This is a genomic window from Janthinobacterium kochi (assembly GCF_051380715.1).
Taxonomy (GTDB): Bacteria; Pseudomonadota; Gammaproteobacteria; order Burkholderiales; family Burkholderiaceae_D; genus Janthinobacterium.
Genome location: NZ_JBNYXO010000014.1, coordinates 89694 through 113223, shown reverse-complemented (window position 1 = coordinate 113223; position 23530 = coordinate 89694). Strand labels below are relative to the sequence as shown.

General features: G+C 60.3%; 19 protein-coding genes. 3 read left to right on the top strand and 16 right to left on the bottom strand.

The window, feature by feature from the left end:
* Nucleotides 1-21 precede the first annotated feature (21 nt).
* Nucleotides 22-1029: an XdhC family protein gene (locus tag ACQ4WL_RS23735; protein WP_436511974.1), complete on the bottom strand. Its 1008-nt coding sequence runs from the start codon at nucleotides 1027-1029 to the stop codon at nucleotides 22-24.
* A gap of 100 nt (nucleotides 1030-1129) precedes the next feature.
* Here ACQ4WL_RS23735 and ACQ4WL_RS23730 point away from each other — a divergent pair, with 100 nt between their 5' ends.
* Nucleotides 1130-1270, top strand: coding sequence for a hypothetical protein (locus ACQ4WL_RS23730; RefSeq protein ID WP_162835767.1), 141 nt, complete (start codon nucleotides 1130-1132; stop codon nucleotides 1268-1270).
* A 31-nt stretch (nucleotides 1271-1301) separates the two neighbouring features.
* Here ACQ4WL_RS23730 and ACQ4WL_RS23725 read toward each other — a convergent pair whose 3' ends face one another.
* The 14 genes from ACQ4WL_RS23725 to ACQ4WL_RS23660 all read right to left on the bottom strand — a co-directional run bounded on the left by ACQ4WL_RS23725 (nucleotide 1302) and on the right by ACQ4WL_RS23660 (nucleotide 18360).
* The gene (locus ACQ4WL_RS23725; protein WP_436511948.1) at nucleotides 1302-2405 is read right to left on the bottom strand and encodes a M48 family metalloprotease; all 1104 of its coding nucleotides are present in this window, start codon (nucleotides 2403-2405) and stop codon (nucleotides 1302-1304) included.
* A gap of 10 nt (nucleotides 2406-2415) precedes the next feature.
* Nucleotides 2416-2865, bottom strand: coding sequence for a dUTP diphosphatase (dut, locus tag ACQ4WL_RS23720; protein ID WP_099762451.1), 450 nt, complete (start codon nucleotides 2863-2865; stop codon nucleotides 2416-2418).
* Between the two features lie 34 nt (nucleotides 2866-2899).
* Nucleotides 2900-4120 (bottom strand): bifunctional phosphopantothenoylcysteine decarboxylase/phosphopantothenate--cysteine ligase CoaBC, encoded by a 1221-nt coding sequence (gene coaBC / locus ACQ4WL_RS23715; protein WP_436511947.1) that lies wholly within the window; start codon nucleotides 4118-4120, stop codon nucleotides 2900-2902.
* A 17-nt stretch (nucleotides 4121-4137) separates the two neighbouring features.
* Complete coding sequence (lspA, locus tag ACQ4WL_RS23710; RefSeq protein ID WP_436511946.1) at nucleotides 4138-4647, bottom strand: signal peptidase II; 510 nt, start codon at nucleotides 4645-4647, stop codon at nucleotides 4138-4140.
* 183 nt (nucleotides 4648-4830) lie between these two features.
* A complete protein-coding gene (gene ileS / locus ACQ4WL_RS23705; protein ID WP_436511945.1) occupies nucleotides 4831-7731 on the bottom strand; it encodes an isoleucine--tRNA ligase in 2901 nt (966 codons plus the stop codon).
* A gap of 81 nt (nucleotides 7732-7812) precedes the next feature.
* The gene (locus ACQ4WL_RS23700) at nucleotides 7813-8784 is read right to left on the bottom strand and encodes a bifunctional riboflavin kinase/FAD synthetase (RefSeq protein WP_436511944.1); all 972 of its coding nucleotides are present in this window, start codon (nucleotides 8782-8784) and stop codon (nucleotides 7813-7815) included.
* A gap of 241 nt (nucleotides 8785-9025) precedes the next feature.
* On the bottom strand, nucleotides 9026-10237 hold the full coding sequence (locus ACQ4WL_RS23695) for a tetratricopeptide repeat protein (RefSeq protein ID WP_436511943.1): 1212 nt from the start codon (nucleotides 10235-10237) through the stop codon (nucleotides 9026-9028).
* Nucleotides 10238-10315: 78 nt separating this feature from the next.
* The gene (locus tag ACQ4WL_RS23690) at nucleotides 10316-10747 is read right to left on the bottom strand and encodes an ExbD/TolR family protein (protein ID WP_436511942.1); all 432 of its coding nucleotides are present in this window, start codon (nucleotides 10745-10747) and stop codon (nucleotides 10316-10318) included.
* A gap of 105 nt (nucleotides 10748-10852) precedes the next feature.
* The gene (locus tag ACQ4WL_RS23685) at nucleotides 10853-11281 is read right to left on the bottom strand and encodes an ExbD/TolR family protein (RefSeq protein WP_035821469.1); all 429 of its coding nucleotides are present in this window, start codon (nucleotides 11279-11281) and stop codon (nucleotides 10853-10855) included.
* Nucleotides 11282-11284: 3 nt separating this feature from the next.
* Entirely contained in the window at nucleotides 11285-12214 is a 930-nt protein-coding gene (locus tag ACQ4WL_RS23680; RefSeq protein ID WP_436511941.1) for a MotA/TolQ/ExbB proton channel family protein, read from the bottom strand.
* Between the two features lie 86 nt (nucleotides 12215-12300).
* Complete coding sequence (locus tag ACQ4WL_RS23675) at nucleotides 12301-12957, bottom strand: energy transducer TonB (RefSeq protein WP_436511940.1); 657 nt, start codon at nucleotides 12955-12957, stop codon at nucleotides 12301-12303.
* Nucleotides 12958-13495: 538 nt separating this feature from the next.
* Nucleotides 13496-15097 carry a SpoVR family protein gene (locus tag ACQ4WL_RS23670; RefSeq protein WP_436511973.1) on the bottom strand — a complete coding sequence of 534 codons (1602 nt, stop codon included), beginning with the start codon at nucleotides 15095-15097 and terminating at the stop codon, nucleotides 13496-13498.
* Entirely contained in the window at nucleotides 15097-16365 is a 1269-nt protein-coding gene (locus tag ACQ4WL_RS23665; protein WP_436511939.1) for a YeaH/YhbH family protein, read from the bottom strand. The genes ACQ4WL_RS23670 and ACQ4WL_RS23665 overlap by 1 nt, the downstream gene beginning before the upstream one ends.
* Nucleotides 16366-16437: 72 nt before the next feature.
* A complete protein-coding gene (locus ACQ4WL_RS23660) occupies nucleotides 16438-18360 on the bottom strand; it encodes a PrkA family serine protein kinase (protein WP_071075815.1) in 1923 nt (640 codons plus the stop codon).
* A gap of 571 nt (nucleotides 18361-18931) precedes the next feature.
* Here ACQ4WL_RS23660 and ACQ4WL_RS23655 point away from each other — a divergent pair.
* Nucleotides 18932-19963 (top strand): adenosine deaminase, encoded by a 1032-nt coding sequence (locus ACQ4WL_RS23655; protein ID WP_436511938.1) that lies wholly within the window; start codon nucleotides 18932-18934, stop codon nucleotides 19961-19963.
* Between the two features lie 36 nt (nucleotides 19964-19999).
* Nucleotides 20000-22531 (top strand): ABC transporter permease, encoded by a 2532-nt coding sequence (locus ACQ4WL_RS23650; RefSeq protein WP_436511937.1) that lies wholly within the window; start codon nucleotides 20000-20002, stop codon nucleotides 22529-22531.
* On the opposite strand, the gene ACQ4WL_RS23645 is transcribed toward ACQ4WL_RS23650, so the two are convergent.
* Entirely contained in the window at nucleotides 22528-23529 is a 1002-nt protein-coding gene (locus ACQ4WL_RS23645; RefSeq protein WP_436511936.1) for a response regulator, read from the bottom strand. The genes ACQ4WL_RS23650 and ACQ4WL_RS23645 overlap by 4 nt on opposite strands.
* Nucleotide 23530 lies beyond the last annotated feature (1 nt).

Sequence of the window (23530 nt, the reverse complement as noted above, 5' to 3'; positions counted from 1 at the left end):
CTTGTTTCTTGTTTTCAGGCTTCAGCGCACGCAGAGGTCCGGGTTGGGCGGCGTCAAGGCCGCCGCGTGCTGGATCTGCAGGGCGTCGGGCACGCCATTTTTCACGGCCGTCAGTTCGGCCAGGATGGAAATGGCGATTTCGGCCGGCGTCTTGCTGCCGATGTACAGGCCGATGGGGCCGTGCAGGCGCGCCAGTTGTTCCGCGCTGACGTCGAACTGCAGCAGCCGCTCGCGGCGCTTGGCATTGTTGGCGCGCGAGCCGATGGCGCCCACATAAAAAGCCGGGGATTTCAACGCTTCCATCAGGGCCAGGTCGTCGAGCTTGGGATCGTGCGTGAGGGCGACGACGGCGCTGCGGCTGTCGAGCTTTAAATCCAGCACGAGGTCGTCGGGCATGGCGTGCAGCAGGGGCACGCCTGGCACGTTCCAGCCGCCCCGGTATTCCTCGCGCGGGTCGCAGACGATGACGTGGTAATCCATGGCCATGGCGATCTGCGCCACGAAGCGCGACAGCTGGCTGGCGCCGATGATCAGCAAGCGCCACCGCGGGCCATGCTGCGTGGTGAGTACCGCGCCTTCCAGGGCAAGCACGGCTCCCGGCACGGCGGTGTGCAGAGTGACGGCGCCGCTGTGCAGGTCGAGCCGGCGTTCGACCAGTTCATGCGCTTCCAGGCGCGCCAGCAGTTCGGCCACGCGGCTGCCCGCATGCAGCGGTTCGATGGCCAGTTCGATGGTGCCTCCGCAGGGCAGGCCGAAGCGGTGCGCCTCGTCCGCGCTGATGCCATAGCTGACGATTTCGGGCTGCGTGCGCACGATGCCGTGTGTGCGGACGGTGTCGATCAGGTCATCCTCGATACAGCCACCGGAAACGGAACCGACCACCGTGCCATCGTCGCAGATGGCCAGGGTGGCGCCCACGGGGCGGGGGCTGGAACCCCAGGTCTTGATGACGGTGACGAGTTCGCAGCGGTGGCCGACGGCGAGCCAGGCGGCGCTGGTTTTCAGAACTTCAAGGTCGATGCTGTCCATGGGGGGCGAGAGTTGCATGCCACATGTTTGTGGCAAAGTATGGAAAAGTATTCAAGATTGTGGATATACTACCTGCTCCACCACCCTGCGGAGAATTTTCATGTCAAATGAAGTCAAGACGCAAGAAGAGGGTATTCCCAAGTTCGGCAAGCTGCTCATTGTCCTGTTTCTGGCCGTGGTGTTCTGCGGTGCCCTGACCTGGATTATGGGTACTTACTTCCCCAATTTCCCCGGCGCCTGAGCAACCCCGGTTTTGTCAGGCGCCTCCGTGCTTAAGGCTTGAGCGGCTTCTTTGCCGCTTGCTTGGCACGTACGTCGGTGACGGCGCGGTTGATGGCCGCCATGCGCGAGTTGGTGCCCGGATGCAGGGCCGTGTAGCCGTTGGCGACTGTCGCCGGCACTTGCGTGGCCAGGCGCTGCCAGAAGCGGGCGGCGTTGTCGACGTTGTAGCCGGCGCGCGCCAGCAGGTAGATGGCCAGGGTGTCGGCTTGCACGTCGAGTTCCTGCGGCATGGCCTTGATGCCGGCGGCGCCCGTCAGCATCGACACATCGGGCTGCACGGCGCCCAGGCTGTCGATGATGCTGCCGGCCGTACCTGCCGTGCGCTGGCTGCGCGCGTGGTCGAGGATGTTGTGCGCCATTTCGCGGGCGATCACAAAGGCAATGCCTTCGTCATTTTGCGCGGCATTGAGCATGCCGCGCGTGAGCATGATGCGCGCGCCGTCCGAATACGCGTTGATATTGTCCGCATTACCCAGTGCGACGCGGAAGGCACAGGCGCGCGTGACGGGAATTTTCAGGTCCTGCTGCTGGCCGTCGCGGGCGATGGTCATGTTCAGGCTCGCGCTTTTCGAGGCCAGCGGGCCGACGATGGCGCCGAACGGGCCTTCCGCTTTCGGGCCGGCGGGCAGCGGCTTGCCTTCGGCGGCCAGCAAGCCGTCGCCCTTGCGCAAGCCCGCGCGCGCGGCGCCGCTGCCAGGCAGCACGCCCGAGACCTGCATCTGTTCCCCGTAGCCGAGCGCTGCCTGCGCAGCGTCGGCATAGATGCCAGGGTAGGAATACTTATTCTGCGCCGTGAATCCCAGCAGGTTGCGCGCATACGTCTTGCACAGGTCTGCATTGTTGATCAGCAGGGGCGCCGAGACTTTCGACAGGCGGTCCTGCAGCGCCACCATCTTCACCAGTTCTTCCTGCGCCGCCTTTTGCTGCGCCGTCAGGGCCGGCGCATCGGGCGCCGGCACGACGTTGAACGGGCCGCTGACATTTGTCGTCGGCGTGGTGCAGGCAGAGAGAAGGGCAACGCAAGCCACCAGCAGTGGCGAGGCCAGATGGCGCAGCGAAGTTGGGGCTGGGATCAGATGGCGGAAACCTGGCATAAGAAAATCCTTAATGTTTGCCGGTGCTGCCGAAACCGCCAACACCGCGTTCGCTGTCGCCGAATTCCTCGACGACGTTAAAGCCCACTTGCAGCACCGGCACGATAATCAGTTGCGCCAGGCGTTCCATGGGGTTGAGCGTGAATGCGCTCTGGCCCCGGTTCCAGGTCGATACCATCAGTTGGCCCTGGTAATCGGAGTCGATCAAGCCTACCAGATTCCCCAGGACGATGCCGTTTTTGTGGCCCATGCCGCTGCGCGGCAGGATCATGGCCGCATACGACGGGTCGCCGATGTGGATGGCCAGGCCGGTGGGAATGAGCACCGTCTGTCCCGCTTCGATGGTGATGGCTTCGTCTATGCAGGCGCGCAGGTCCAGGCCGGCGCTGCCTGGGGTGGCGTAGGCCGGCAGCAGTTCTTGCATGCGGGCGTCGAGGATCTTGATGTCAATATTTTTCATTAATCTGATTAACTAAGCTAAGTCGTATAAAGGGTTACTTGAGCAGCGAATTTTTTGCTAGCCGCTTCGAGATTTCCGAAATCAGCTGGCGCGCCAGGTTCAGTTTCGAGGCGCGCGGCAGCACGGTATGGCCTTCCTCGTCGAACAGGATGATGGTGTTGTCGTCCTGGCCAAACGTGTTCTGGCCGATATTGCCGACCAGCAGAGGGATGCCCTTCTTTTCGCGCTTGGTCGAGCCGAATTCCACCAGGTTTTCCGACTCGGCGGCAAAGCCCACGCAATACGGATAGCCGGCCAGGTTGGTGCGCGCCGCCACGGTAGCGAGGATGTCGGGGTTTTGCGCGAACTGCAGTTCGGGCACGGAGCCGTCGGCCTGTTTTTTCATCTTCTGGTCGCTGGCGTTGGCCACGCGCCAGTCGGCCACGGCGGCCACGGCGACGAAGACATGCTGGCCGTCGACGTGGGCCAGCACTGCATCATGCATCTGCTGCGCGCTTTGCACATCGATGCGGCGTACGCCGAAGGGTGCGTCCAGGGCCGTGGGGCCGGAAATGAGCAGCACCTCGGCGCCCGCTTCGCGCGCCGCGCGCGCCACCGCATAGCCCATCTTGCCCGAGGACAGATTGGTGATGCCGCGCACGGGGTCGATGGCTTCAAACGTGGGGCCGGCGGTGACCAGCACGCGCCTGCCCGCCAGGACTTTCGGCTGGAAGGCGGCGATCAGCTCCGTCAGCAGCTGCTCCGGTTCCAGCATGCGGCCCAGGCCAACTTCGCCGCACGCCTGTTCGCCGGCGGCGGGGCCAAACAGCTTGATGCCGTCTTCGCGCAACTGCTGCACATTGCGCTGCGTGGCGGGGTTCTGCCACATTTCCACGTTCATGGCCGGCGCCACCAGCAAAGGCAGGTGGGATGGGCGGGCCAGGCACAGGGTCGATAGCAGGTCGTCGCACACGCCATGCGCGAGTTTGCGCAGAAAATCGGCGGAACACGGGGCGATCAGGATGGCGTCGGCATCGCGCGTCAAATCGATATGCGCCATGTTATTGGCTATGCGCGCATCCCATTGGCTGGTGTGCACGGGGTGGCCCGACAGGGCTTGCATCGTGACGGCCGTGATGAAGTGGCTGGCCGCATCCGTCATCACCACTTGCACCGACGCGCCGGCGCGGGTCATGCTGCGGCACAGTTCCGCCGCCTTGTAGCAGGCGACGCCGCCCGAGAGTCCCAGGACGATTTTTTTGCCGGACAATTCCATGCCGTTCTCCTGCTGGTTTATTTGTTTACCCGGCGCAGTTCATCGATGATGAACAGGGCCGCGCCGATGCAGATGGCGCTGTCGGCGATGTTGAAGGCGGGGAAGTGGCCCCAGCTTTTCCAGTGGAAGTCGAGGAAGTCGACCACATGGCCGTACATCAGGCGGTCGATGGCGTTGCCCAGGGCACCGCCCAGTATCAGCGCCAGGGCCCAGCAAAACATGCGCTGGCCGGCGTGCTTTTTCAGCAGATAAATGATGTAGATGGCCGCCGCCAGGGCGATGGCGGTGAAGAAATAGCGCTGCCAGCCGCCCTGGTCGGACAGGAAACTGAACGCGGCGCCCTTGTTATACGCGAGCACCAGGTTGAAATACGAGGTGATGACCATCTCTTGCGCATAGCGGAAGGTCTTCAGGATCGTGATCTTGGTGATCTGGTCGAACAGGATGACGATGGCGGCAATGCCCAGCCAGGGCACCAGCGACGATGAGGATGACGATTTCGATGAAAAACGGTTTTTAGTGGCCATATTTTTCCAGGGAAGATAAAGCCGCCGCCTGGTGGCAGGCGGCGGTTGGGCTCATAGCATACAACGGCGGGCAAAATCGTAGCGAGCGGCAGCGAGTTGTGGCTAAGACGCGCAGCTGTACTTTAGTACAGCGAGCATCGCAGGCCGCAAATCGCGACGCGCAGTAGATTTTGACGACGTTGTTTATGCGAAACGGCGAGATTCGCCCTTTCCAAACAGGTTGCTGACGCAGCGGCCACACAGGGTAGCATGCGCGGCGTCCGTGCCCACGTCGCTACGGTAATGCCAGCAGCGCTCGCACTTCGGCGCCGTCGACGCGGCCACGACCACTTCCTCGGCCGCTTCCTCAAGCACTTCGACAACGCTGGCCTGCGAGGTGATGAAGACGAATTTCAGGTCCTCGCCCAGGGTGGTCAACAGCTTGTACTTCATCGGCGCGGCCTTGATCGTCAGTTCCGCCTGCAGCGAGGAACCGATGGCGCCCGAGGTGCGCAAGTCTTCCAGCTGTTTTGTGACGTCGGTGCGCACGGCGCGCAGTGCCGTGTATTTCTCGAGCAGGCCGGCGGCGTCCGAGACTTCCGGCAGTTGCCACCAGGTTTGCGTGAAGATGGTTTCATCACTGGCGGCATACGCCTCCGCACCGGCGAAGACGGCCCACGCTTCCTCCGCCGTGAACGACAGGGCCGGTGCCATCAGGCGCAGCAGGCTTTGCGTGATATGCCACAGGGCCGTTTGCGCGGAACGGCGCGCGTGCGACGTCAGGCCGGAGGTGTACAGGCGGTCCTTCAGGATGTCCAGGTAGAAGCCGCCCAGATCTTCCGAGCAGTACGTCTGCAGCTTCGACACCACCGGGTGGAATTCATAGCGCGCGTAGTTGTTCTCGATCTGCTGCTGCAGCGATGCCATGTTGGCCAGCGCATAGCGGTCGATTTCGAACATCTCCGCCACCGGCACGGCGTCCGTGGCCGGATTGAAGTCCGAGGTGTTCGCCAGCAGGAAGCGCAGGGTGTTGCGGATGCGGCGGTACGATTCCGTCACGCGCTTCAGGATTTCGTCGGAGATCGACAGTTCGCCCGTGTAGTCGGTCGAGGCGATCCACAGGCGCAGGATGTCCGCGCCCAGGGTGTCCGAGATCTTTTGCGGCGCCAGCGTGTTCCCCAGCGATTTCGACATCTTCTTGCCTTCGCCATCGACCGTGAAGCCGTGCGTCAGCAGGGCTTTGTACGGCGGACGGCCGTTCAGCATGGACGACACCAGCAGGGACGAGTGGAACCAGCCGCGATGCTGGTCCGAGCCTTCCAGGTACAGGTCGGCCGGGAATTGCAGCTGTGTCGAGTGCGAACCGTGGCCTTGCGGGCCGCCCAGCACCGTCTGGTGCGTGGCGCCGGAATCGAACCATACGTCCAGCGTATCTTTGTTCTTGGCGTAGATGGCCGCTTCGTCGCCGATCAAGTCTTTCAAGTCCAGCGCCTGCCATGCCTCGATGCCGTCCTTCTCGATCAGCTTGGCCACTTGCTCCAGCAGTTCCGGTGTGCGCGGATGCAGGTCGCCCGTTTCCTTGTGCACGATGAAGGCCATCGGCACGCCCCACTGGCGCTGGCGCGACAAGGTCCAGTCAGGACGGTTGGCGATCATGCCGTGCAGGCGCGCCTGGCCCCAGTCCGGGAAGAACTCGGTGTCGGCGATGCCTTTTAATGCCGTCTCGCGCAGGGTCGGGCCGCCGTCTTTCGGCGTCACGTCCATGCCGGCGAACCACTGCGAGGTGGCGCGGTAGATGATTGGCGTCTTATGGCGCCAGCAATGCATGTAGCTGTGGTCGAACATCTTGACTTCGAACAGCGCACCCGCTTCGCGCAGGGCGTTGCAGATCGGTTTGGACGCTTCCCAGATGGTCATGCCGCCGAACAGGGGCAGGGTCGAGGCGAACTTGCCGTCGCCCATGACGGGCTTGATGATGTCGTCGTCCTTCATGCCGTGCGCCTTGCACGAAATGAAGTCGTCCAGGCCGTAGGCTGGCGCCGAGTGCACCACGCCGGTACCGCTTTCCGTGGTCACGTATTCGGCCAGGTACAAAGGCGACAAGCGGTCATAGAAAGCGTCAGCCGCATGCAGCGGGTGGCGGAAGCTGATGCCGGCCAGGGCCGCGCCGTCGCAGGTGGCAATCGTCGTGCCCTCTAACTTGAAGCGCGCCAGGCTGGCCACGACCAGGTCTTGCGCCAGGATCAGCAGTAGCGGCTGGCCATCGCGCTCGGTTTTCACCAGCGCGTATTTGACTTCCGGGTGCACATTCAGGGCCTGGTTCGACGGGATGGTCCACGGCGTGGTGGTCCAGATGACGATGAAACCGTTCTCCGTCGTCAGGGAAGGCAGGCCGAAGGCGGCTGCCAGTTTGGCCGGCTCGGCGAACTTGAACCCGACGTCGATGGCGGGATCGCGTTTTTCCGCGTATTCCACTTCCGCTTCGGCCAGCGCCGACTGGCAATCAAAACACCAGTTGACCGGTTTCAGGCCGCGGTAGACATAGCCTTTTTCCAGCAGCTTGCCCAGCGCGCGCAATTCGTCGGCTTCATTGCCGTGCGCCATGGTCAGGTACGGGTTATCCCACTCGCCCAGTACGCCCAGACGGATGAAATCCTTCTTCTGGCGCTCGACCTGCACGTTGGCGTAGGCGCGGGCCTTTTCCAGCACCTCGGCCGTCGGCAGGTTCTTGCCGTGCAGTTTTTCGATCTGGATCTCGATCGGCATGCCGTGGCAATCCCAGCCCGGCACATACGGCGCGTCGAAGCCGGCCAGCGAGCGCGATTTGACGACCATGTCCTTCAGGATCTTGTTGACGGCGTGGCCCAGGTGGATATCGCCATTTGCGTACGGCGGGCCGTCATGCAGGATGAATTTCGGCCGGCCGGCGGCAGCCTTGCGCACGCGCTCGTAAATTTTCTTGTCTTGCCATTGCTGTACCCATTGCGGCTCGCGCTTGGCCATGTCGCCGCGCATCGGGAACGGGGTTTCCGTCATGTTGACCGGGTATTTGCTTTCAGGCTTCTTGTTCTGCTTGGGCGTGGCTGGCTTGTTTTGATCGGACATAATCTTCTTTAATGGTATGGAGTCTATTTTTGTAGCGGGTTTGCGGCGGCTGGCGCCGCCAGGCGGCGGAGTTGGCCGGCGTCAAATTCGGTCGGTAGCGGTAATGGCGCCGCTGCGTTGCTCAAAATAGGCGCGCGCCTGGTTCGAGTCGCGCTCGATGGCGGCTGTCAGGGTAGGCAAGTCGTCATACTTTTCTTCGTCGCGCAGCTTTTGCAAAAACTCCACGCGTATCAGCTTGCCGTAACAGGACTGGGCGAAATCAAACAGATGCACTTCCAGCAAGACTCGGCCGCTGTCGTCGACGGTAGGGCGTACGCCCAGGCTGGCCACAGCGGGCAGCGGCTGTGGCCCCAGGCCGTGCACCTGCACGATGAAGATGCCGGACAGGGCGGGGCGGTGCGCCACGCGCAGGTTCAGGGTGGGAAAACCCAGGGTGCGGCCCAGCTTCTGGCCGTGGATCACATGGCCGGAAATGGCGTACGGGTGGCCCAGCAACTGCGTGGCCAGCGGGAAATCGCCGGCGGCCAGGGCCAGGCGCACGGCCGACGAGGAGATGCGCGTGCTGCCATTCATGACGGTAGGTAATGTTTCTACGTGGAAACCATGTTCGCGGCCCGCTTCCTGCAGCATGGCGACGTCGCCGGCGCGCCGGGCGCCATAGCAGAAATCGTCGCCGACCATCAGCCATTTCACGTGCAAGCCGTCGACGAGGACTTTTTCCGTGAATTCCTGCGGCGTCAAGGCGGCGAATTGCGCGCTGAAGTGCTCGACGACGACTCTGTCGATGCCGGCGTCGTCCAGCGACTGCAGCTTGTCGCGCAGGTTGGCGATGCGCTGCGGGGCCTTCGACAGGTCGCCCGCGCGCTGCGCAAAGAATTCGCGCGGGTGCGGTTCGAACGTCATCACGGCCGCTTCAATGCCGAGTTCGGTCGCCGCGCCGCGCACGCGCGCCAGCAAGGCTTGATGGCCGATGTGGACACCGTCAAAATTGCCGATGGTCAGAGCGCAAGGCGCTCGTGCCTGGGCATTGGGAAGTCCGCGGAATACCTTCATAGGAATCTGATGAAAACTGTGCCAAAAGGGGGATTATACGGACTGTTTCAGGGATGCACACCCAGCAGGGCTGGCGCAGGGCGAATTTCACTGCTGAAATAACAAAAAGCGTTGCCGGCAAGTGTGCTGGCAACGCTTTTCGGGAACTAACGGCTTCACAACATGTTCAGGGCTAGGCGCCACGTCGAAGACAGTACGAATGTACGGCGAGACGCGGCAACAACGCCCTGGACGTGTTGTCTTATTTATTCATTAAGGTCCAGTAACGGGCCAGGTCCGCAGTGCCATCCGTGCCCTTGACGGTTTTGAGTGCAGTCGCGGCATTGGCCTTCTTGCCGGCGTGGATGTACGCGATGCCCAGATGCAGCTTGGCTTCTTCCGCGTACTTGGCGGTGCCCATTTTCACGGCATCGTTCATCAAGCCCAGGCCCTTGTCGGCCTGGCCATCGTAGACCAGGGCGAAGCCCAGCTTGCTCAAGCTGTCGGCGTCCTTGTTCTTGACGTATTCCGCTTCCGACTTGGCGGCGTTGGCTTTCAGCTCGGCCTGGGTTTTCAGGGCCAGGTCTTTCAGGCGCTGGTGACGTGGCGCATCGGCGCCGGTGCCCAGAACGCCTTTTTTGTAGCCCTGCTCGATGATGCTCAACGCTTCGCCAGGATTGCCGGCTTGCAGGGCCAGCTGGCTGATTTCCATGTATTCGGAAGGCTTGGTGAACAGGCCGTTGGCCAGGCGCAGGCGCTGCACGTCCAGGCCCAGGCGCTGCGAGAAGCCAGGTTTGCCCGAAACGCGGTTCAGCAGGTCGGCCCAGTAGCTGGTTTTCGGATAGCTCGATGCCAGTTTTTCCAGGGTGGCGACATAGCCGGCCTTGTCGTTTTGCTTCAACTGGATGTTGGCCAGCATTTGCAGGCTCGCTTCCGAGTTACCGCCGCGCGCTTGCAGTTCTTTCGCCGCTTCGGCGTAGTTGCCGCTGACGTAGTAGGTCTGGATCAGCAGTTCGCGCATCTGTGGATCTTCGCGGTCTTTCAGCGAGCGTTTGATCCAGGTGATGGTGTTCGGCCAGTCCTTGGCGCGGTAGTACATGCCTGCCAGCGCTTGCGTGAATTTGGGGGCTTCGGCGGCGCTCAGGCGGCCGGAATTGATGACGGCTTCGAAAGCCTTGATGGCGGCGCCGTTATCGCCAGCGGCAGCAGCGGCCGAAGCGCGCACGCGTTCGATCTGGTAGCTTTCAAAGGCGGTCTTGCCGCCGACGCTGTCTGCTTCACGCAGCTTGGCCAGCGCTTCCTTGTTTTTGCCGCTGCTAGCGAGTTTTTGTGCTTCTTGCAATGGCTTGCCGACTTCGGCGCGCACGGTGTCCGCGGCGTATGCCAGCGAGCCCAGGCCGATTACGGGAGTTGCTGCGGTAAAACCGATAGCGGCCATGACGAGGCCGAGATGAGCGAGACGAAACTTGGACATGAGAAAGTCTTTCAGTAAAAAGCGAATAGGCAGGAAGTCCTGCCTATTCGGATGTAAAGATAACCTGATTGCTGCAGCTTACTGGAATTGCTCGTTGCCGACCAGACCGATTTTGGTCACGCCCAGACGCTGCGCCGACGCCATCACACCGGCGACGACTTTGTATTCCACCAGCTTGTTCGGACGCAGATGCACTTCCGGCTGGTCTGCTTGCGCAGCAACGTTGCTCAGCTTGGATTCCAGCGAAGCGCGGTCAGGAACGACCTGATTGTCCCACAAGATCGTACCGTCAAAATCGACATCGATCGTGACGACCACCGGTTCGGTTGTCGGTGGCGGCGGGGTGCCGACCGGCATGTTCAAGTTCACCGAGTGGTTTTGCTTAGGAATCGTGATGATCAACATGATAATCAGCACCAGCATCACGTCGATGAGGGGCGTCATGTTCAGTTCCATCATTGGTTCCGGATCCGCGCCTGGAGCGCTTCCCGAACCGACATTCATACTCATAGTGTTTCCTTTAAGAAGTCCAACGAAGCACCGGGCGAAACTGCCGCCCGGCAAGCTTCCTTCAGCGGCACCCCTGTGTTGCCGGGGCGCCGCTGTCAGTCGCTATCAGCTCTTGTCAGGTGGTTCGGTGATGAAGCCGACCTTCTGGATCCCGGCACGTTGGGTCGTGTAAATAACCCGGCCGATCGATTCGTAGCGTGTTTCTTGGTCGCCACGAACGTGTACTTCCGGCTGCGGTACTTTCACTGCTTCAACTTTAAGATAATCGAACAGCTCGTTCGTGTCTTTCAGTCTGGTCTGGCCCAGGTAAATCTCGCCGTCCTTGTTAACAACGATGTTAACGTTTTGCGGCTTGGTTTGCAGGGCCTGGTTCGTCTCAATCGGCAGATCGATTTTCTGCAGCTTGAGGACAACCGGACTCGTAATCAAGAAAATGATCAGCAAAACCAACATGATGTCGACAAGCGGCGTCGTGTTGATTTCTGACATTACCTGATCTTGTTCTCCGCTGTCGGAGCCGACGGACATCGACATGACTTATCCGATCTTTTTAGCGCCGGCAGCACGGCCAGCTTCGCTGGTGGACATGACGCCGGAAACCAGAACCGAGTGAACGTCGGCGCTGAACGAGCGGATGTCTTCCATTGCGGTTTTGTTACGACGCACCAACCAGTTGTAACCCAGAACGGCAGGAACGGCCACCAGCAGACCAAAAGCGGTCATGATCAGTGCTTCACCAACTGGACCTGCCACTTTGTCGATCGATGCGTTACCGGTCATGCCGATAGCGGTCAGTGCGTTGTAAATACCCCAAACGGTACCGAACAGACCGATAAACGGTGCGGTCGAACCAACGGTTGCCAGGAACGACAGGCCATCTTGCAGACGCGATTGGACTTTGTCCGAAGCACGCTGGATCGACATCGTCACCCAGGTCGACAGATCGATTTGTTCCAGCAGGGCGCCGTCATGGTGCGCGGTTGCCTTGGTGCCCGATTCAGCGATGAAGCGGAATGGCGAACCTTCTTCCAGGGTTGCCGAACCAGCAGCGATCGAAGGAGCTTTCCAGAATTTGGAAGCGGCTTCTTTGGCTTGCTTGAAGATCTTCATTTGATCGATCAGCTTGGTGATGATGATGTACCAAGTACCGATCGACATGATGACCATGATGATCAGGGTGGCGCGTGGCACGAAGCCGCCGTCCCACACTGCTTGCAGGCCGAACGGGTTGTGCACTTCTTCGGTTTTGGCTGGAGCTGCTGCGTCAGCGGCTGGAGCTGCTGCGTCTGCTGCTGGAGCGGCTGCATCTGCGGCAACTGGTGCTGGTGCAGCGTCTGCCGCAGGAGCCGAAGCGGCAGCCGAGGCTGGCGCGTCAGCGAATGCCGGAGCTGCTACCAGAGCGGTAGTGGCGGTAACGGACAACAGAACCGCGGCAAAAAATGCGGACAAACGGGTATTCTTAAACATGCTTCCTCCAAAATTAAAAATAACAGATCGCTGAACGTAATGACAACGAAATCATAGTGTGAGACAGGGGATAACTGTCTCGGGTTTTAATCCAGCGACCAAACGTATTGCATTTGCTGCCAGCCTTGTTCCGGCTTGCCGTCAACTGTTGCCGGCTTAAATGTACAGCGGCTGATACCTTGCACCGCAGCTTTGTCCAGGTCTCTGAAGCCGCTGGACTTCACGATCTTCGAATCAGCGACCTTGCCGTCTACACCGATCAGGAACGACAGTGTCACCACACCGGTTTCCTCATTGCGCTGCGACGACTTTGGATATGCCGGTTTTTCGCAGACACTGAAGTCAACCACGGCCGGCGTACGCACCGATTTGGCTGGTCCAGGAGTTGGCGCAGGCTGTGCAGGCGGCGTCGGCGGCGTCAATACATTCGTGGCTGGCTTCACGGCAGTCGTATTTGCAATCACGTTCTGCTGTGGTGGCGGCTGCTGCACGTTCACCTCGACTGGCGGAATGAATGGCGGCGGTGGCGCTTTCATTTCTGGCGGCGGTGGTGGCGGTGGAAGATCCTTCGGTGGAGGCGGTTTGACTTCCTCGATAATCTTGGTTTCAACCGGTTCCATCATTTTGGTGACCAACCGCTTGCCCAAGCCCGTCACGATCCCGTAAGCCGCGAGAACGTGCAGCAGGACAACGATAGTGATGCCTGTGTAGTTCTTGGGACTTTTCTCGTTCGAAAAATTCATGCCTGCTTTCTCCAAATACCATCTCTTGTCTTGCAACTGAACCCCAAAATGACGACACAAAGCTCCAGCCGTATCCGGGACGTCGCCGAATTATACATACGAATTCTTTATTTTACACAGATTTTTAACGCCTAAAACCGGTTAAATTTTTGGCGCTTTTGCGCCCTGAAAACGTACTTGCTTATGTCATCTTTGCACGCTTTCGGACATAAAAAAAGGCGGTCTTATCGGTTTTTTACAGCCGTTTTGGGCTACCACTGCTAAGTTCTTCGATGTGCCATTATGACGGAATTATATTTCGTGATATTCAATATGGAAACTGCTAAATTTGGAGCAAAATATTTCCCAATAGAAATATTTTGCCTCTGAACCAGACCACTTAGCCATGCGTGCGCACCAATCGGGTGCGAAAGGAACTTTACCCAGGTCAAAAAAGACGCTCCTGGCGGCCGTTTCGACGTCGCCAGGCCATACGGAATTCCTATGGTGGCATAGGATGCGCTTATGTTCTTGCTAAAATGGTTGCCAAGAAGGCTACTTATGGCCGTGCCGGCGCATCGTCGCGCCGGTTGCGCTTCTCGCGCCGGCAATTCAGGGTGCCCAGCACGACGCCCTGCGGATCGACCGTATCGAGGTGCACATCGAAGCCCCACAGCCGTGCCACGTGCTTGAGCACTTCGGCTGCCTGCTGGTTTAGCGGGCGGCGCAGGAATTGCGTGTGGCGCAGGGTCAATGCGCGGTCGTCGCGCGTATTGACGGACCAGACCTGGATATTCGGCTCGCGATTGCCCAGGTTGTACTGTTCGGCCAGTTGCTGGCGCACGTAGCGGTAGCCGGCATCGTCGTGGATGGCGGAAATGGCCAGTTTTTCATTCTTGTCGTCGTCGAGCACGGCAAAGAAATGGAATTCGCGGATCAGCCGCGGCGACAGATACTGGGCAATGAAGCTTTCATCCTTGAAATTGCGCATGGCAAAGTCCAGGCTCTTGCGCCAGTCGCTGCCGGCGATGTCAGGGAACCAGGCGCGGTCTTCGTCGGTTGGATGCTCGCAGATGCGGCGGATGTCGCTCATCATGGCAAAACCCAGCGCATACGGGTTGATGCCGCTGTAGTAGGGGCTGTCGATGGGCGGCTGATAGACCACGTTGGTATGGCTTTTCAGAAATTCCATCATGAAGCCGTCGCCCACCACGCCTTCGTCATACAACTGGTTCAATATCGTGTAGTGCCAGAAGGTGGCCCAGCCCTCGTTCATCACCTGGGTTTGCCGCTGCGGATAGAAATACTGGGAAATCTTGCGTACGATGCGCACCATCTCGCGCTGCCATGGTTCCAGCAGCGGCGCGTACTTCTCTATAAAGTACAGCAGGTTTTCCTCGGGTTCGGGCGGAAAGCGGGGGGCGGCCTTGCGCTGATCTTCCTCGTCCTCGTCATCTTCACGCCGGGGCAGGGTACGCCACAGCTGGTTGATCTGCGACTGCACATACGCTTCACGTTCTTTCTGGCGCGCATATTCCTTCACCATCGACAGTTTCGCCGGGCGCTTGTAGCGGTCCACGCCATAGTTCTGGATGGCGTGGCAAGAGTCGAGCAGCAATTCCACCGCATCGACGCCATGGCGCTGCTCGCATTCGGCGATGTAGTTCTTGGCAAATACCATATAGTCGATGATGGCATCGGCATCTGTCCAGGCGCGGAACAGATAGTTGCCTTTGAAGAAGGAGTTGTGGCCATAGGCCGCATGCGCGATCACCAACGACTGCATGGTCAGGCTGTTTTCCTCCATTAAATAGGCGATGCACGGGTTCGAGTTGATGACGATCTCGTAGGCCAGGCCCATCTGGCCCCGCTTGTAGCTTTTCTCGGTGGAAAGAAAATGCTTGCCGAACGACCAGTGGTTGTAGGAGACAGGCATGCCGACCGAGGTGTAGGCATCCATCATCTGCTCGGCCGTGATGATTTCCAGCTGGTTCGGATAGGTATCGAGGCCGAACTGTTTCGCCACGCGGCGAATTTCTTCGTGGATTTGCTCGATCAGCTCGAACGTCCATTCCGACTGCTCGGGCAGGGCGTTCGGGTGGCGCAGGCGCACGAACGGTTCGCCCGGGGTGTTGCTGGCGCGGTCAAAGGCTGCACTCATCATTTCACCTGTTTTTTGAACAGTTCGCGGAAGACCGGGTAGATATCGGCCGGCGTGACGATCTTTTGCATGGCGAAATGGGCATGATGGTCGAGCACGCCCGCATATTGCTCCCACAGGTTTTGCTGTGGGCCATCGGTGATCTCGACATAGGTGTAGTACTGCACCTTGGGCATGATGGTGTTGATCAGCAACTGGCGGCACAGCACGGAATCGTTGTCCCAGTTGTCGCCGTCGGACGCCTGCGCCACATAGCTGTTCCATTGCCCCGCGCCATAGCGCTCGTCGATGATGGTATTGAGCAAGTGCAGGGCGGAAGACACCACGGTGCCGCCCGATTCGCGCGAGTTGAAGAATTCATGCTCGTTCACTTCCGCCGCCGCCGTATGGTGGCGAATGAAGACGACCTCGATCTTGTCGTAGGCGCGCTTGAGGAACAGATACAAGAGGATGAAGAAGCGCTTGGCCGTGTCCTTGCGCGATTCGTCCATGGAACCGGAGACGTCCATGATGCAGAACATGACGGCTTGCGTCATGGGCTTGGGCACCTTGATGCGGTTGCTGTAGCGCAAGTCGAACGGGTCGATGAAGGGAATCGCCAGCAAGCGCGTATGCAGATGGTGGATCAGGCGGCGCAGCTCCACCACCAGCGGGTCGCTGTCGGGCGCGCCTTCGTGCAGCAGGGCGGCCAGGTCTTCTTCGGCCTGCGCCAGCTGCTTGCGGGCGCCGCCGCCGACGGCGATGCGCCGCCCCAGTGCGCCGCGCAGGGAACGCAGCACGTGGATGTTCGATGGGGTGCCCGACATATTGTAGCCGGCGCGCTGGTTCTTGAATTCCGTGGTGGCCGTCAACTGGGTTTTCACCATGTGCGGCAACTCCAAGTCTTCGAAGAAATAATTCATGAATTCTTCGCGTGACAATTCGAAGATGAAGTCGTCTTCCGTTGTCTCGTCGCTATTGCCTGCCTTGCCCCGCCCGCCGCCACCGCCGCCTTTCGGCCGGGCAATCTGGTCGCCTTTCAGGTATTCCTTGTTGCCGGGATTGACCACTTCCCACACGCCGCCATGCGCGTGGCCGAACGACGGTTCGCCCACGTCCTTGACGGGGATGCTGACCTTTTCGCCATTCTCGACGTCCGTGATCGAGCGCCCCTTGATGGCGCGTCCCACGGCATCCTTGATCTGGCCCTTGTAACGCCGCAGGAAACGCTCGCGGTTGACGGCGGATTTATTCTTGCTCTGCAAGCGCCTGTCGATGAGGTATGTCAAAGGGTGCCTCCTTGCCTCTCGTCTTGCGCGCCCCGCCAGTTGCCGGGCGGGAGCGCGCCTTTGCTGTCCGCGCTAGGATGACTTGCGTACGCGCAAGTACCATTCGCATAACAGGCGTACCTGCTTGGCCGTATAGCCTTTTTCCACCATGCGGGCCACGAAGTCGGCGTGCTTGTTGGCATCGTCGGCGCTGGCCTTGGCATTGAAGGAAATCACGGGCAGCAATTCTTCCGTATTCGAGAACATTTTCTTTTCGATCACGGTGCGGAACTTTTCATAACTGGTCCAGGCGGGATTCTTGCCGCCGTTCGAGGCCCGCGCGCGCAGCCCGAAGTTGACGATTTCGTTGCGGAAGTCCTTCGGATTGGAAATGCCCGCCGGCTTCTCGATCTTTTCCAGTTCATTGTTCAGCGATTCGCGGTCGAAACTTTCGCCCGTGTCCGGATCGCGGTATTCCTGGTCCTGTATCCAGAAATCGGCAAACGTCACATAGCGGTCGAAAATGTTTTGCCCGTATTCCGAATAGCTTTCCAGGTAAGCCGTCTGGATCTCCTTGCCGATGAATTCCACATAGCGCTGCGCCAGGTGCTCCTTAATATAGGAGAAGTAGCGCTGCTCGAGTTCCGGCGCGAACTGCTCGCGCTCGACCTGCTGTTCCAGTACATATAATAGATGCACGGGATTGGCGGCCACTTCGGAATTGTCAAAGTTGAACACTTTTGACAGGATCTTGAAGGCAAAGCGCGTCGACAGGCCGTTCATGCCCTCGTCCACGCCCGCGTAATCGACGTATTCGTGCATGGACTTCGCTTTCGGGTCCGTATCCTTGAGGTTTTCGCCGTCATAGACGAGCATCTTCGAGAAAATGCTGGAGTTCTCCGGATCTTTCAGGCGCGACAGGATGGCGAACTGCGCCATCATGCGCAGGGTGCCGGGCGCACACGGGGCCTTGACCAGCGAGGAATTGGCCACCAGCTTGTCGTAGATCTTGATTTCATCGGTCACGCGCAGGCAGTACGGCACCTTGACGATATAGATACGGTCAAGGAAGGCCTCGTTGTTGCGGTTGTTTTTAAACGTCTTCCATTCCGACTCGTTCGAGTGGGCCAGGATGATGCCGTCGAAGGGAATCGCGCCAAAACCTTCCGTGCCCTTGTAATTGCCTTCCTGCGTGGCCGTCAGCAAGGGATGCAGCACTTTGATGGGGGCCTTGAACATTTCCACGAATTCCATCAAACCCTGGTTGGCCAGGCACAGGCCGCCCGAATAGCTGTAGGCGTCCGGGTCGTCCTGCGCATAGTCTTCCAGCTTGCGGATGTCGACCTTGCCCACCAGCGAGGAAATATCCTGGTTGTTTTCATCGCCGGGTTCCGTTTTCGAGATGGCGATCTGCTTCAGCACGGACGGGTAGCGCTTGACGACGCGGAACTGGTTGATGTCGCCATTGTATTCATGCAGGCGCTTGACTGCCCACGGGCTGGGGATGTTGCGCAGGTAGCGGCGCGGAATGCCGTAATCCTCTTCCAGGATGGTGCCGTCCTCTTGCTCGTTGAACAGGCCCAGCGGCGATTCGTTGACGGGTGAGCCTTTCAGGCAATAGAAGGGTACGTGTTCCATCAGCGACTTGAGTTTTTCCGCGATCGACGACTTGCCACCGCCAACAGGCCCCAGCAGATACAGGATCTGCTTGCGCTCTTCCAGCCCTTGCGCCGCGTGGCGGAAATACGAGACGACTTGCTCGATGACTTCCTCGGTGCCGTAGAACTCGCGGAAGGCGGGATAGATCTTGATCACCTTGTTGGCGAAGATGCGCGACAATCGCGTGTCGTTGCGCGTGTCGACCAGTTGCGGCTCGCCGATGGCGGCCAGCATGCGTTCGGGCGCGCTGGCGTAGGTCAGCTTGTCCTTCTTGCACAGGGCCAGGTATTCGGTGAGCGACATTTCCTCTTCGCGGGTGCGCTCGTAGCGTGCTGCATAGTTATCAAAAATGGTCATGTCAATGTCCTTTAATGTAAACCTGTACTGCCAGTCACCATGGCCGCCCGCCTGGCACTCGCCTGGGCTTGCCGTCTGAACTTTTCCTGTACCCCGTACCGATTTTTATTGTTGTTTCAAGCCCGGCTGTCTTTGCGAGTCCGGATTGCCCGGACCAAAAAACTGGCGCTTGATGCCGTACGCTGACGTGGCCAGCCGGCTTTTTTTCACTGTTGATAGCGCTTGTTGCACCTACCATTACCCCATGAAATTTATTATTGCTCTAAAGGATCAGGAAGTCAAAAGATATGTCAGCATATCCTTAATACTTGTCTGTAAATTGTTGATTTAATTGGATAAATCATCAAATTTTCCATCGATTTCAATGAACCTTTTTGTACCTTTTAAACCATCATACGACAATTCGCCAGCGCGTGCCGGTGCCGGCCATGCCGCTGCTGTTGCCACCTCCATAGCGGTCGGGCACCGGTGAGGTCGGCCATCTTGCGCTAAGATGCCTGCATGTCTGATGGCCCTGCGCGCCGCGCGTGCGCGTGCCAGCACTTTTATCGTCACCCTATAAGGAACACCCATGATGAACCCCCAATTGCGCGCGATCGTCCGCGGCATGCCGAAGGCCGAACTGCATATCCATATCGAAGGCTCGCTGGAGCCAGAACTGATTTTCGCACTGGCCGAGCGCAATGGCGTGCCGCTGGGCTATGAATCGGTAGAACACTTGCGCAGCGCCTATGCTTTTACGAATTTACAGTCTTTTCTCGACATTTATTACGCTGGCGCAAGCGTGCTCTTGAAAGAGCAGGATTTCTACGACATGACACAAGCCTATCTGCGCCGCGCCGAAGCCGATAACGTGCTGCACACGGAAATTTTCTTCGACCCGCAAACGCACACGGCGCGCGGCGTGGCCATCGCCGATGTGATCAACGGTATCCATCGCGCTTGCCAGGACAGCGCCGTCAGCGCGGCCCTGATCCTGTGTTTCCTGCGCCACCTGAGCGAGGAAGAAGCCTTCGACACCCTGGAAGACGCGCTGCCGCACCGCGACAAATTCATCGGCATCGGCCTCGATTCGTCGGAAGTGGGCAACCCGCCCGAGAAATTTTCGCGCGTGTTTGCCCGTTGCCGCGAGCTGGGCTTGCACCTGGTGGCCCACGCGGGCGAGGAAGGTCCGCCAGCCTACATCCGCACGGCGCTCGACGACTTGCAGGTCGAACGCATCGACCATGGCGTGCGCTGCCTGGAAGACGCGGAACTGACGGCCCGCCTGGCGCGCGAACAAATCGCGCTGACCGTCTGCCCATTGTCGAACACCAAGCTGCGCGTGTTCGACCAGATGCATGACCATAACCTGGTGCAATTGCTCGACGCCGGCCTGCTCGTGACGGTGAACTCGGACGACCCTGCGTATTTCGGCGGCTACATGAACGACAATTTCGACGCCATCTTCGACGCTTTGCCGCTGGGGCTGTCCCACGCGCAGCGCCTGGCGCGCAACGGTTTCATCGCTGCCTTCCTGCCGCAGGCGCAAAAAGACGCCTTCCTCGCTACCGTCGATGCGTATTTCGCCCGGCACGCCGCCGCCCACGGCGCCGCGCAATAACGCATCACTATCCACGTTCATAAAGACCCGCCGCCCATGCTCCGCCTCTCCCTGAAAATGACCGGCCGCGACTGGCGCGCCGGGCAACTGCGTTTCCTGCTCGTCGCCCTGATCGTCGCCGTGGCGGCCCTGTCGGCCGTGGGTTTCTTCGTCGATCGTTTGCGCGCGGGCCTGAACCGCGACGCGCACCAGTTGCTGGGGGCCGACCTGGTCATCAGCGCCGACCAGCCCGTGAATGCAGCCTGGCGCGCCGAAGCGCAGAAGCGCGGTTTTATCCTGGCCGACACGGTAACTTTTCCCAGCATGGCGCAGGCGGGCGAGGGCGATCAATCGAGCTCGCAACTGGCGTCCATCAAGGCCGTCTCGCCCGGCTACCCGCAGCGGGGCAAGCTGAAAATCACCACCAAACTGAACGAAGCGCGCGATGCCGTGGGACGGCCAACGGACCAGGTACCGGCGCCCGGCACCCTGTGGGTCGACGCGGCGATTCTGTCCAGCCTGAACGCCAAGCTGGGCGACACCTTGACACTGGGCGACAAGGCCTTTACCGTCACGCAATTGATCGCCAGTGAACCGGACCGCGGCGCCTCGTTCCTGAACTTCGCCCCGCGCGTGATGCTGCCCTTGAGCGACCTGGCGGCCACGGCGCTGGTGCAGAACGGTTCGCGCGTATCGTACCGCTTGCTGCTGTCGGCGCCACCGACCAAGGCAGCCGAACTTGCGCAATATCAAGTCTGGCTGGAAAAGCAGATCAAGACGCAGGCCATCAAGGGCGTGCGCATCGAATCGCTGGAATCGGGCAGCCCGCAGATGCAATCGACCTTGGACCGCGCCGACCGTTTTCTTTCCCTCGTGGGCTTGCTGTCGGCCATGCTGGCCGCTGTCGCCGTGGCCATGGCGGCGCGCCGCTTCATGCTGCGCCACCTGGATGCCTGCGCCATGCTGCGCTGCCTGGGCTTGACGCAAAACCAGGTCACGGCCATGTACGTGATCGAGTTTTTATTGGTGGGCCTGGCCGGCAGCGTGGTCGGCGTGATGGTGGGCTTCGGCGGCCACCTGGTGCTGCTGGAGCTGTTGGGCAAGCTGGTGCAGAGCGACTTGCCGCCCGTCTCCATGCTGCCCGCGCTGCAGGGCGTGGCCACCGGCATGCTGTTGCTGCTGGGCTTTGCCCTGCCGCCGATTTTGCAGTTGCGCAATGTGCCGCACAATCGCGTGATCCGCCGCGAACAGGAGCCGCCGCAGGCGCTGGCCCTGGCCACCTACGGCCTGGGCATCGCCGCCTTCGTCGTGCTGCTCTTGTGGCAAGCGGGCGACGTGAAACTGGCGCTGCTGACGGCGGCCGGCTTCCTGGGCGGCTTCGCCCTGTTCGGCCTGGCTGGCTGGCTGGGCATCAAATCGCTCAAATCCCTGCGCGGCGCCTTCAATCACCAGGGCTGGCGCTTTGCCGTCACGTCCTTGCAGCGTCGTCCGGGCGCCACCGTGATCCAGGTGGTGTCGCTGGCACTGGGCCTGATGGCCTTGCTGCTGCTGACGGTGGTGCGCGGCGACTTGATGGTGGCCTGGCGCAATGCCACGCCGCCGGACGCGCCGAACCGCTTCATGATCAATATCTTGCCCGAGCAAAAAGAGCCGATCGCCGCGCGCCTGGCGCAGGCCGGCGTGGCCAACGCGCCCTTGTATCCGATGATACGCGGGCGCCTGGTGGCCGTGAATGGCAAGGCCATCACGGAAGCGACTTACCAGGATGACCGCGCCAAGGGCCTGGCTGACCGCGAATTCAACCTGTCGACGATGGCCAGCATGCAGGAAGAAAACAAGCTCGTCGCTGGCAAGTGGTTCAGCAATGCGCCCGGTGCGCCGGCTGAGGCGTCGGTGGAAGAGGGCATCGCCAAGACATTGAAGCTGAAACTGGGCGACAAGCTGCGCTTCGACATCGCCGGCCAGCCCGTGGAGGCGGCGATCACCAGCCTGCGCAAGCTGGAATGGGGTTCGATGCGCGTCAATTTCTTTGTCATCATCAACCCGGCTGCCATGGTGGACACGCCGCAGACATGGATCACGGCATTTCACCTGCCGCCCGCGCAGGCGGACTTGGGCAACGCCTTGCTACGCGATTACCCGAACCTGACTGTGGTCGACGTGGGCGGCGTGCTCAAGCAAATCCAGGGCGTGCTGGACCAGGTGGTGACGGCCGTCGAATTTCTCTTCGCGTTTACGTTGGCGTCGGGCTTGCTGGTGCTGTATGCGGCCTTGATGGGTTCGCAGGACGAGCGCACGCGCGAAGCGGGTCTGCTGCGCGCGCTGGGCGCCACGCGGCGCCAGCTCGCGCAGGCGCAGCTGATCGAGTTTTCGCTCGTCGGCGCCCTGGCCGGCTTGCTGGCGGCGACGGGCGCAGCCGCCATGGGCTGGGCCCTGGCCACGTACCAGTTCAAGTTCGCCTGGAGCTTCGCACCGGGCGTGTGGGCCTTTGGTTTACTGGCCGGCGCCCTGTGCGCGATCGCCGGCGGCTGGCTGGGCTTGCGTAATGTACTGAAACATCCGCCGCTGCAAACGCTACGGGAAAGCTAGGCGCTGTCGCCCGCCTGTGCGCGTAAAAATTGCGCGTAGGACATGACCGGCTGCCCCAGCTGGTGCGGCGGCACGTCGAACAGGGCCCAGAAATAGGTCACGCGGCCCAGGCAGATGGTGGGCGCGGCGCAGTAGCGGAACCAGTTTTCGCCGATATGCGCCGCATACATGCCGTCGCTGTCGGCGTCGGAAAAGTACGGGATCACGCGCATTTCCAGCAGGGCCTGCAGCAGGGACTCCGGTGCGTCGCTGTCGCGCGCCATTTCGTACTGCGTGTGCAGGCTGCGTTCCGTCTCGATGATCATCAGCTTGGCGTGGCCATCGCGCGTGAAGAACAGGATGCCGCTGGGATTGGGAAAGATGTAAAACTCGACGAAGCCATGGCGCTGGCACAGCTCGTGCACGACGGCGGTCAGGGCTTCGTCTTGCAGGAAACTATAGTCGTGCAGCAATAGCAAGTCGCGTACGGTGTCCGATTGCTGCAGGAAGAATTCGCGTTGCAGGGCATGGATTTCCTGTTCCAGGATGTCGAGCGCATCGTCATCGCTCTTCTTGATGTAGCGGTCGATCAAGCCCCGGTTGAAGGCTGTCACGGCCACTTTTTCATCGGCCGCCCCTGTAAATAAAATCTTCTTGCACGGCAAGTCGCGCACAGCCTGGCAGAATTCCAGGCCATTCATTTGCGGCATCGAATAATCGACCACCAGCACGGAGGGCACGGCAAAGCGCTGTGCCTGGCCGCTGATGCGCCAGATGCGTTCGAGATCGAGCGCCACGTTGCACTGATCGGGCGGCAGGTTTTGCGTGTCGAAATTGACGTGCAGTGGCGTTTCGCCCAGTTGCGTGCTGTGGCGCAGCCAGTGCAGCGCGCTGCTGGTGTCGTGGAAAGTCTTGCGCGCCAGGCCGGGATCGAGCTGGAACGCCAGGCTTTTCAGGAAGGAATCGCTGTCGTCGATCAATACGGTCAGGGTCGGATGGGTGTAGACGGGTAGTTGCATG

What these genes read in the sequence shown, in the direction of transcription:
- coaBC (WP_436511947.1), bottom strand. Translation starts at nt 4,120, where the DNA reads ATGGAATTGTCCGGCAAAAAAATCGTCCTGGGACTCTCGGGCGGCGTC.
- ACQ4WL_RS23670 (WP_436511973.1), bottom strand. Translation starts at nt 15,097, where the DNA reads ATGAGTGCAGCCTTTGACCGCGCCAGCAACACCCCGGGCGAACCGTTC.
- lspA (WP_436511946.1), bottom strand. Translation starts at nt 4,647, where the DNA reads ATGGCCACTAAAAACCGTTTTTCATCGAAATCGTCATCCTCATCGTCG.
- ACQ4WL_RS23725 (WP_436511948.1), bottom strand. Translation starts at nt 2,405, where the DNA reads ATGCCAGGTTTCCGCCATCTGATCCCAGCCCCAACTTCGCTGCGCCAT.
- ileS (WP_436511945.1), bottom strand. Translation starts at nt 7,731, where the DNA reads ATGTCCGATCAAAACAAGCCAGCCACGCCCAAGCAGAACAAGAAGCCT.
- ACQ4WL_RS23660 (WP_071075815.1), bottom strand. Translation starts at nt 18,360, where the DNA reads ATGACCATTTTTGATAACTATGCAGCACGCTACGAGCGCACCCGCGAA.
- ACQ4WL_RS23685 (WP_035821469.1), bottom strand. Translation starts at nt 11,281, where the DNA reads ATGTCGATGTCCGTCGGCTCCGACAGCGGAGAACAAGATCAGGTAATG.
- ACQ4WL_RS23645 (WP_436511936.1), bottom strand. Translation starts at nt 23,529, where the DNA reads ATGCAACTACCCGTCTACACCCATCCGACCCTGACCGTATTGATCGAC.
- dut (WP_099762451.1), bottom strand. Translation starts at nt 2,865, where the DNA reads ATGAAAAATATTGACATCAAGATCCTCGACGCCCGCATGCAAGAACTG.
- ACQ4WL_RS23735 (WP_436511974.1), bottom strand. Translation starts at nt 1,029, where the DNA reads ATGGACAGCATCGACCTTGAAGTTCTGAAAACCAGCGCCGCCTGGCTC.
- ACQ4WL_RS23680 (WP_436511941.1), bottom strand. Translation starts at nt 12,214, where the DNA reads ATGTTTAAGAATACCCGTTTGTCCGCATTTTTTGCCGCGGTTCTGTTG.
- ACQ4WL_RS23700 (WP_436511944.1), bottom strand. Translation starts at nt 8,784, where the DNA reads ATGAAGGTATTCCGCGGACTTCCCAATGCCCAGGCACGAGCGCCTTGC.
- ACQ4WL_RS23675 (WP_436511940.1), bottom strand. Translation starts at nt 12,957, where the DNA reads ATGAATTTTTCGAACGAGAAAAGTCCCAAGAACTACACAGGCATCACT.
- ACQ4WL_RS23730 (WP_162835767.1), top strand. Translation starts at nt 1,130, where the DNA reads ATGTCAAATGAAGTCAAGACGCAAGAAGAGGGTATTCCCAAGTTCGGC.
- ACQ4WL_RS23650 (WP_436511937.1), top strand. Translation starts at nt 20,000, where the DNA reads ATGCTCCGCCTCTCCCTGAAAATGACCGGCCGCGACTGGCGCGCCGGG.
- ACQ4WL_RS23695 (WP_436511943.1), bottom strand. Translation starts at nt 10,237, where the DNA reads ATGTCCAAGTTTCGTCTCGCTCATCTCGGCCTCGTCATGGCCGCTATC.
- ACQ4WL_RS23690 (WP_436511942.1), bottom strand. Translation starts at nt 10,747, where the DNA reads ATGAGTATGAATGTCGGTTCGGGAAGCGCTCCAGGCGCGGATCCGGAA.
- ACQ4WL_RS23655 (WP_436511938.1), top strand. Translation starts at nt 18,932, where the DNA reads ATGATGAACCCCCAATTGCGCGCGATCGTCCGCGGCATGCCGAAGGCC.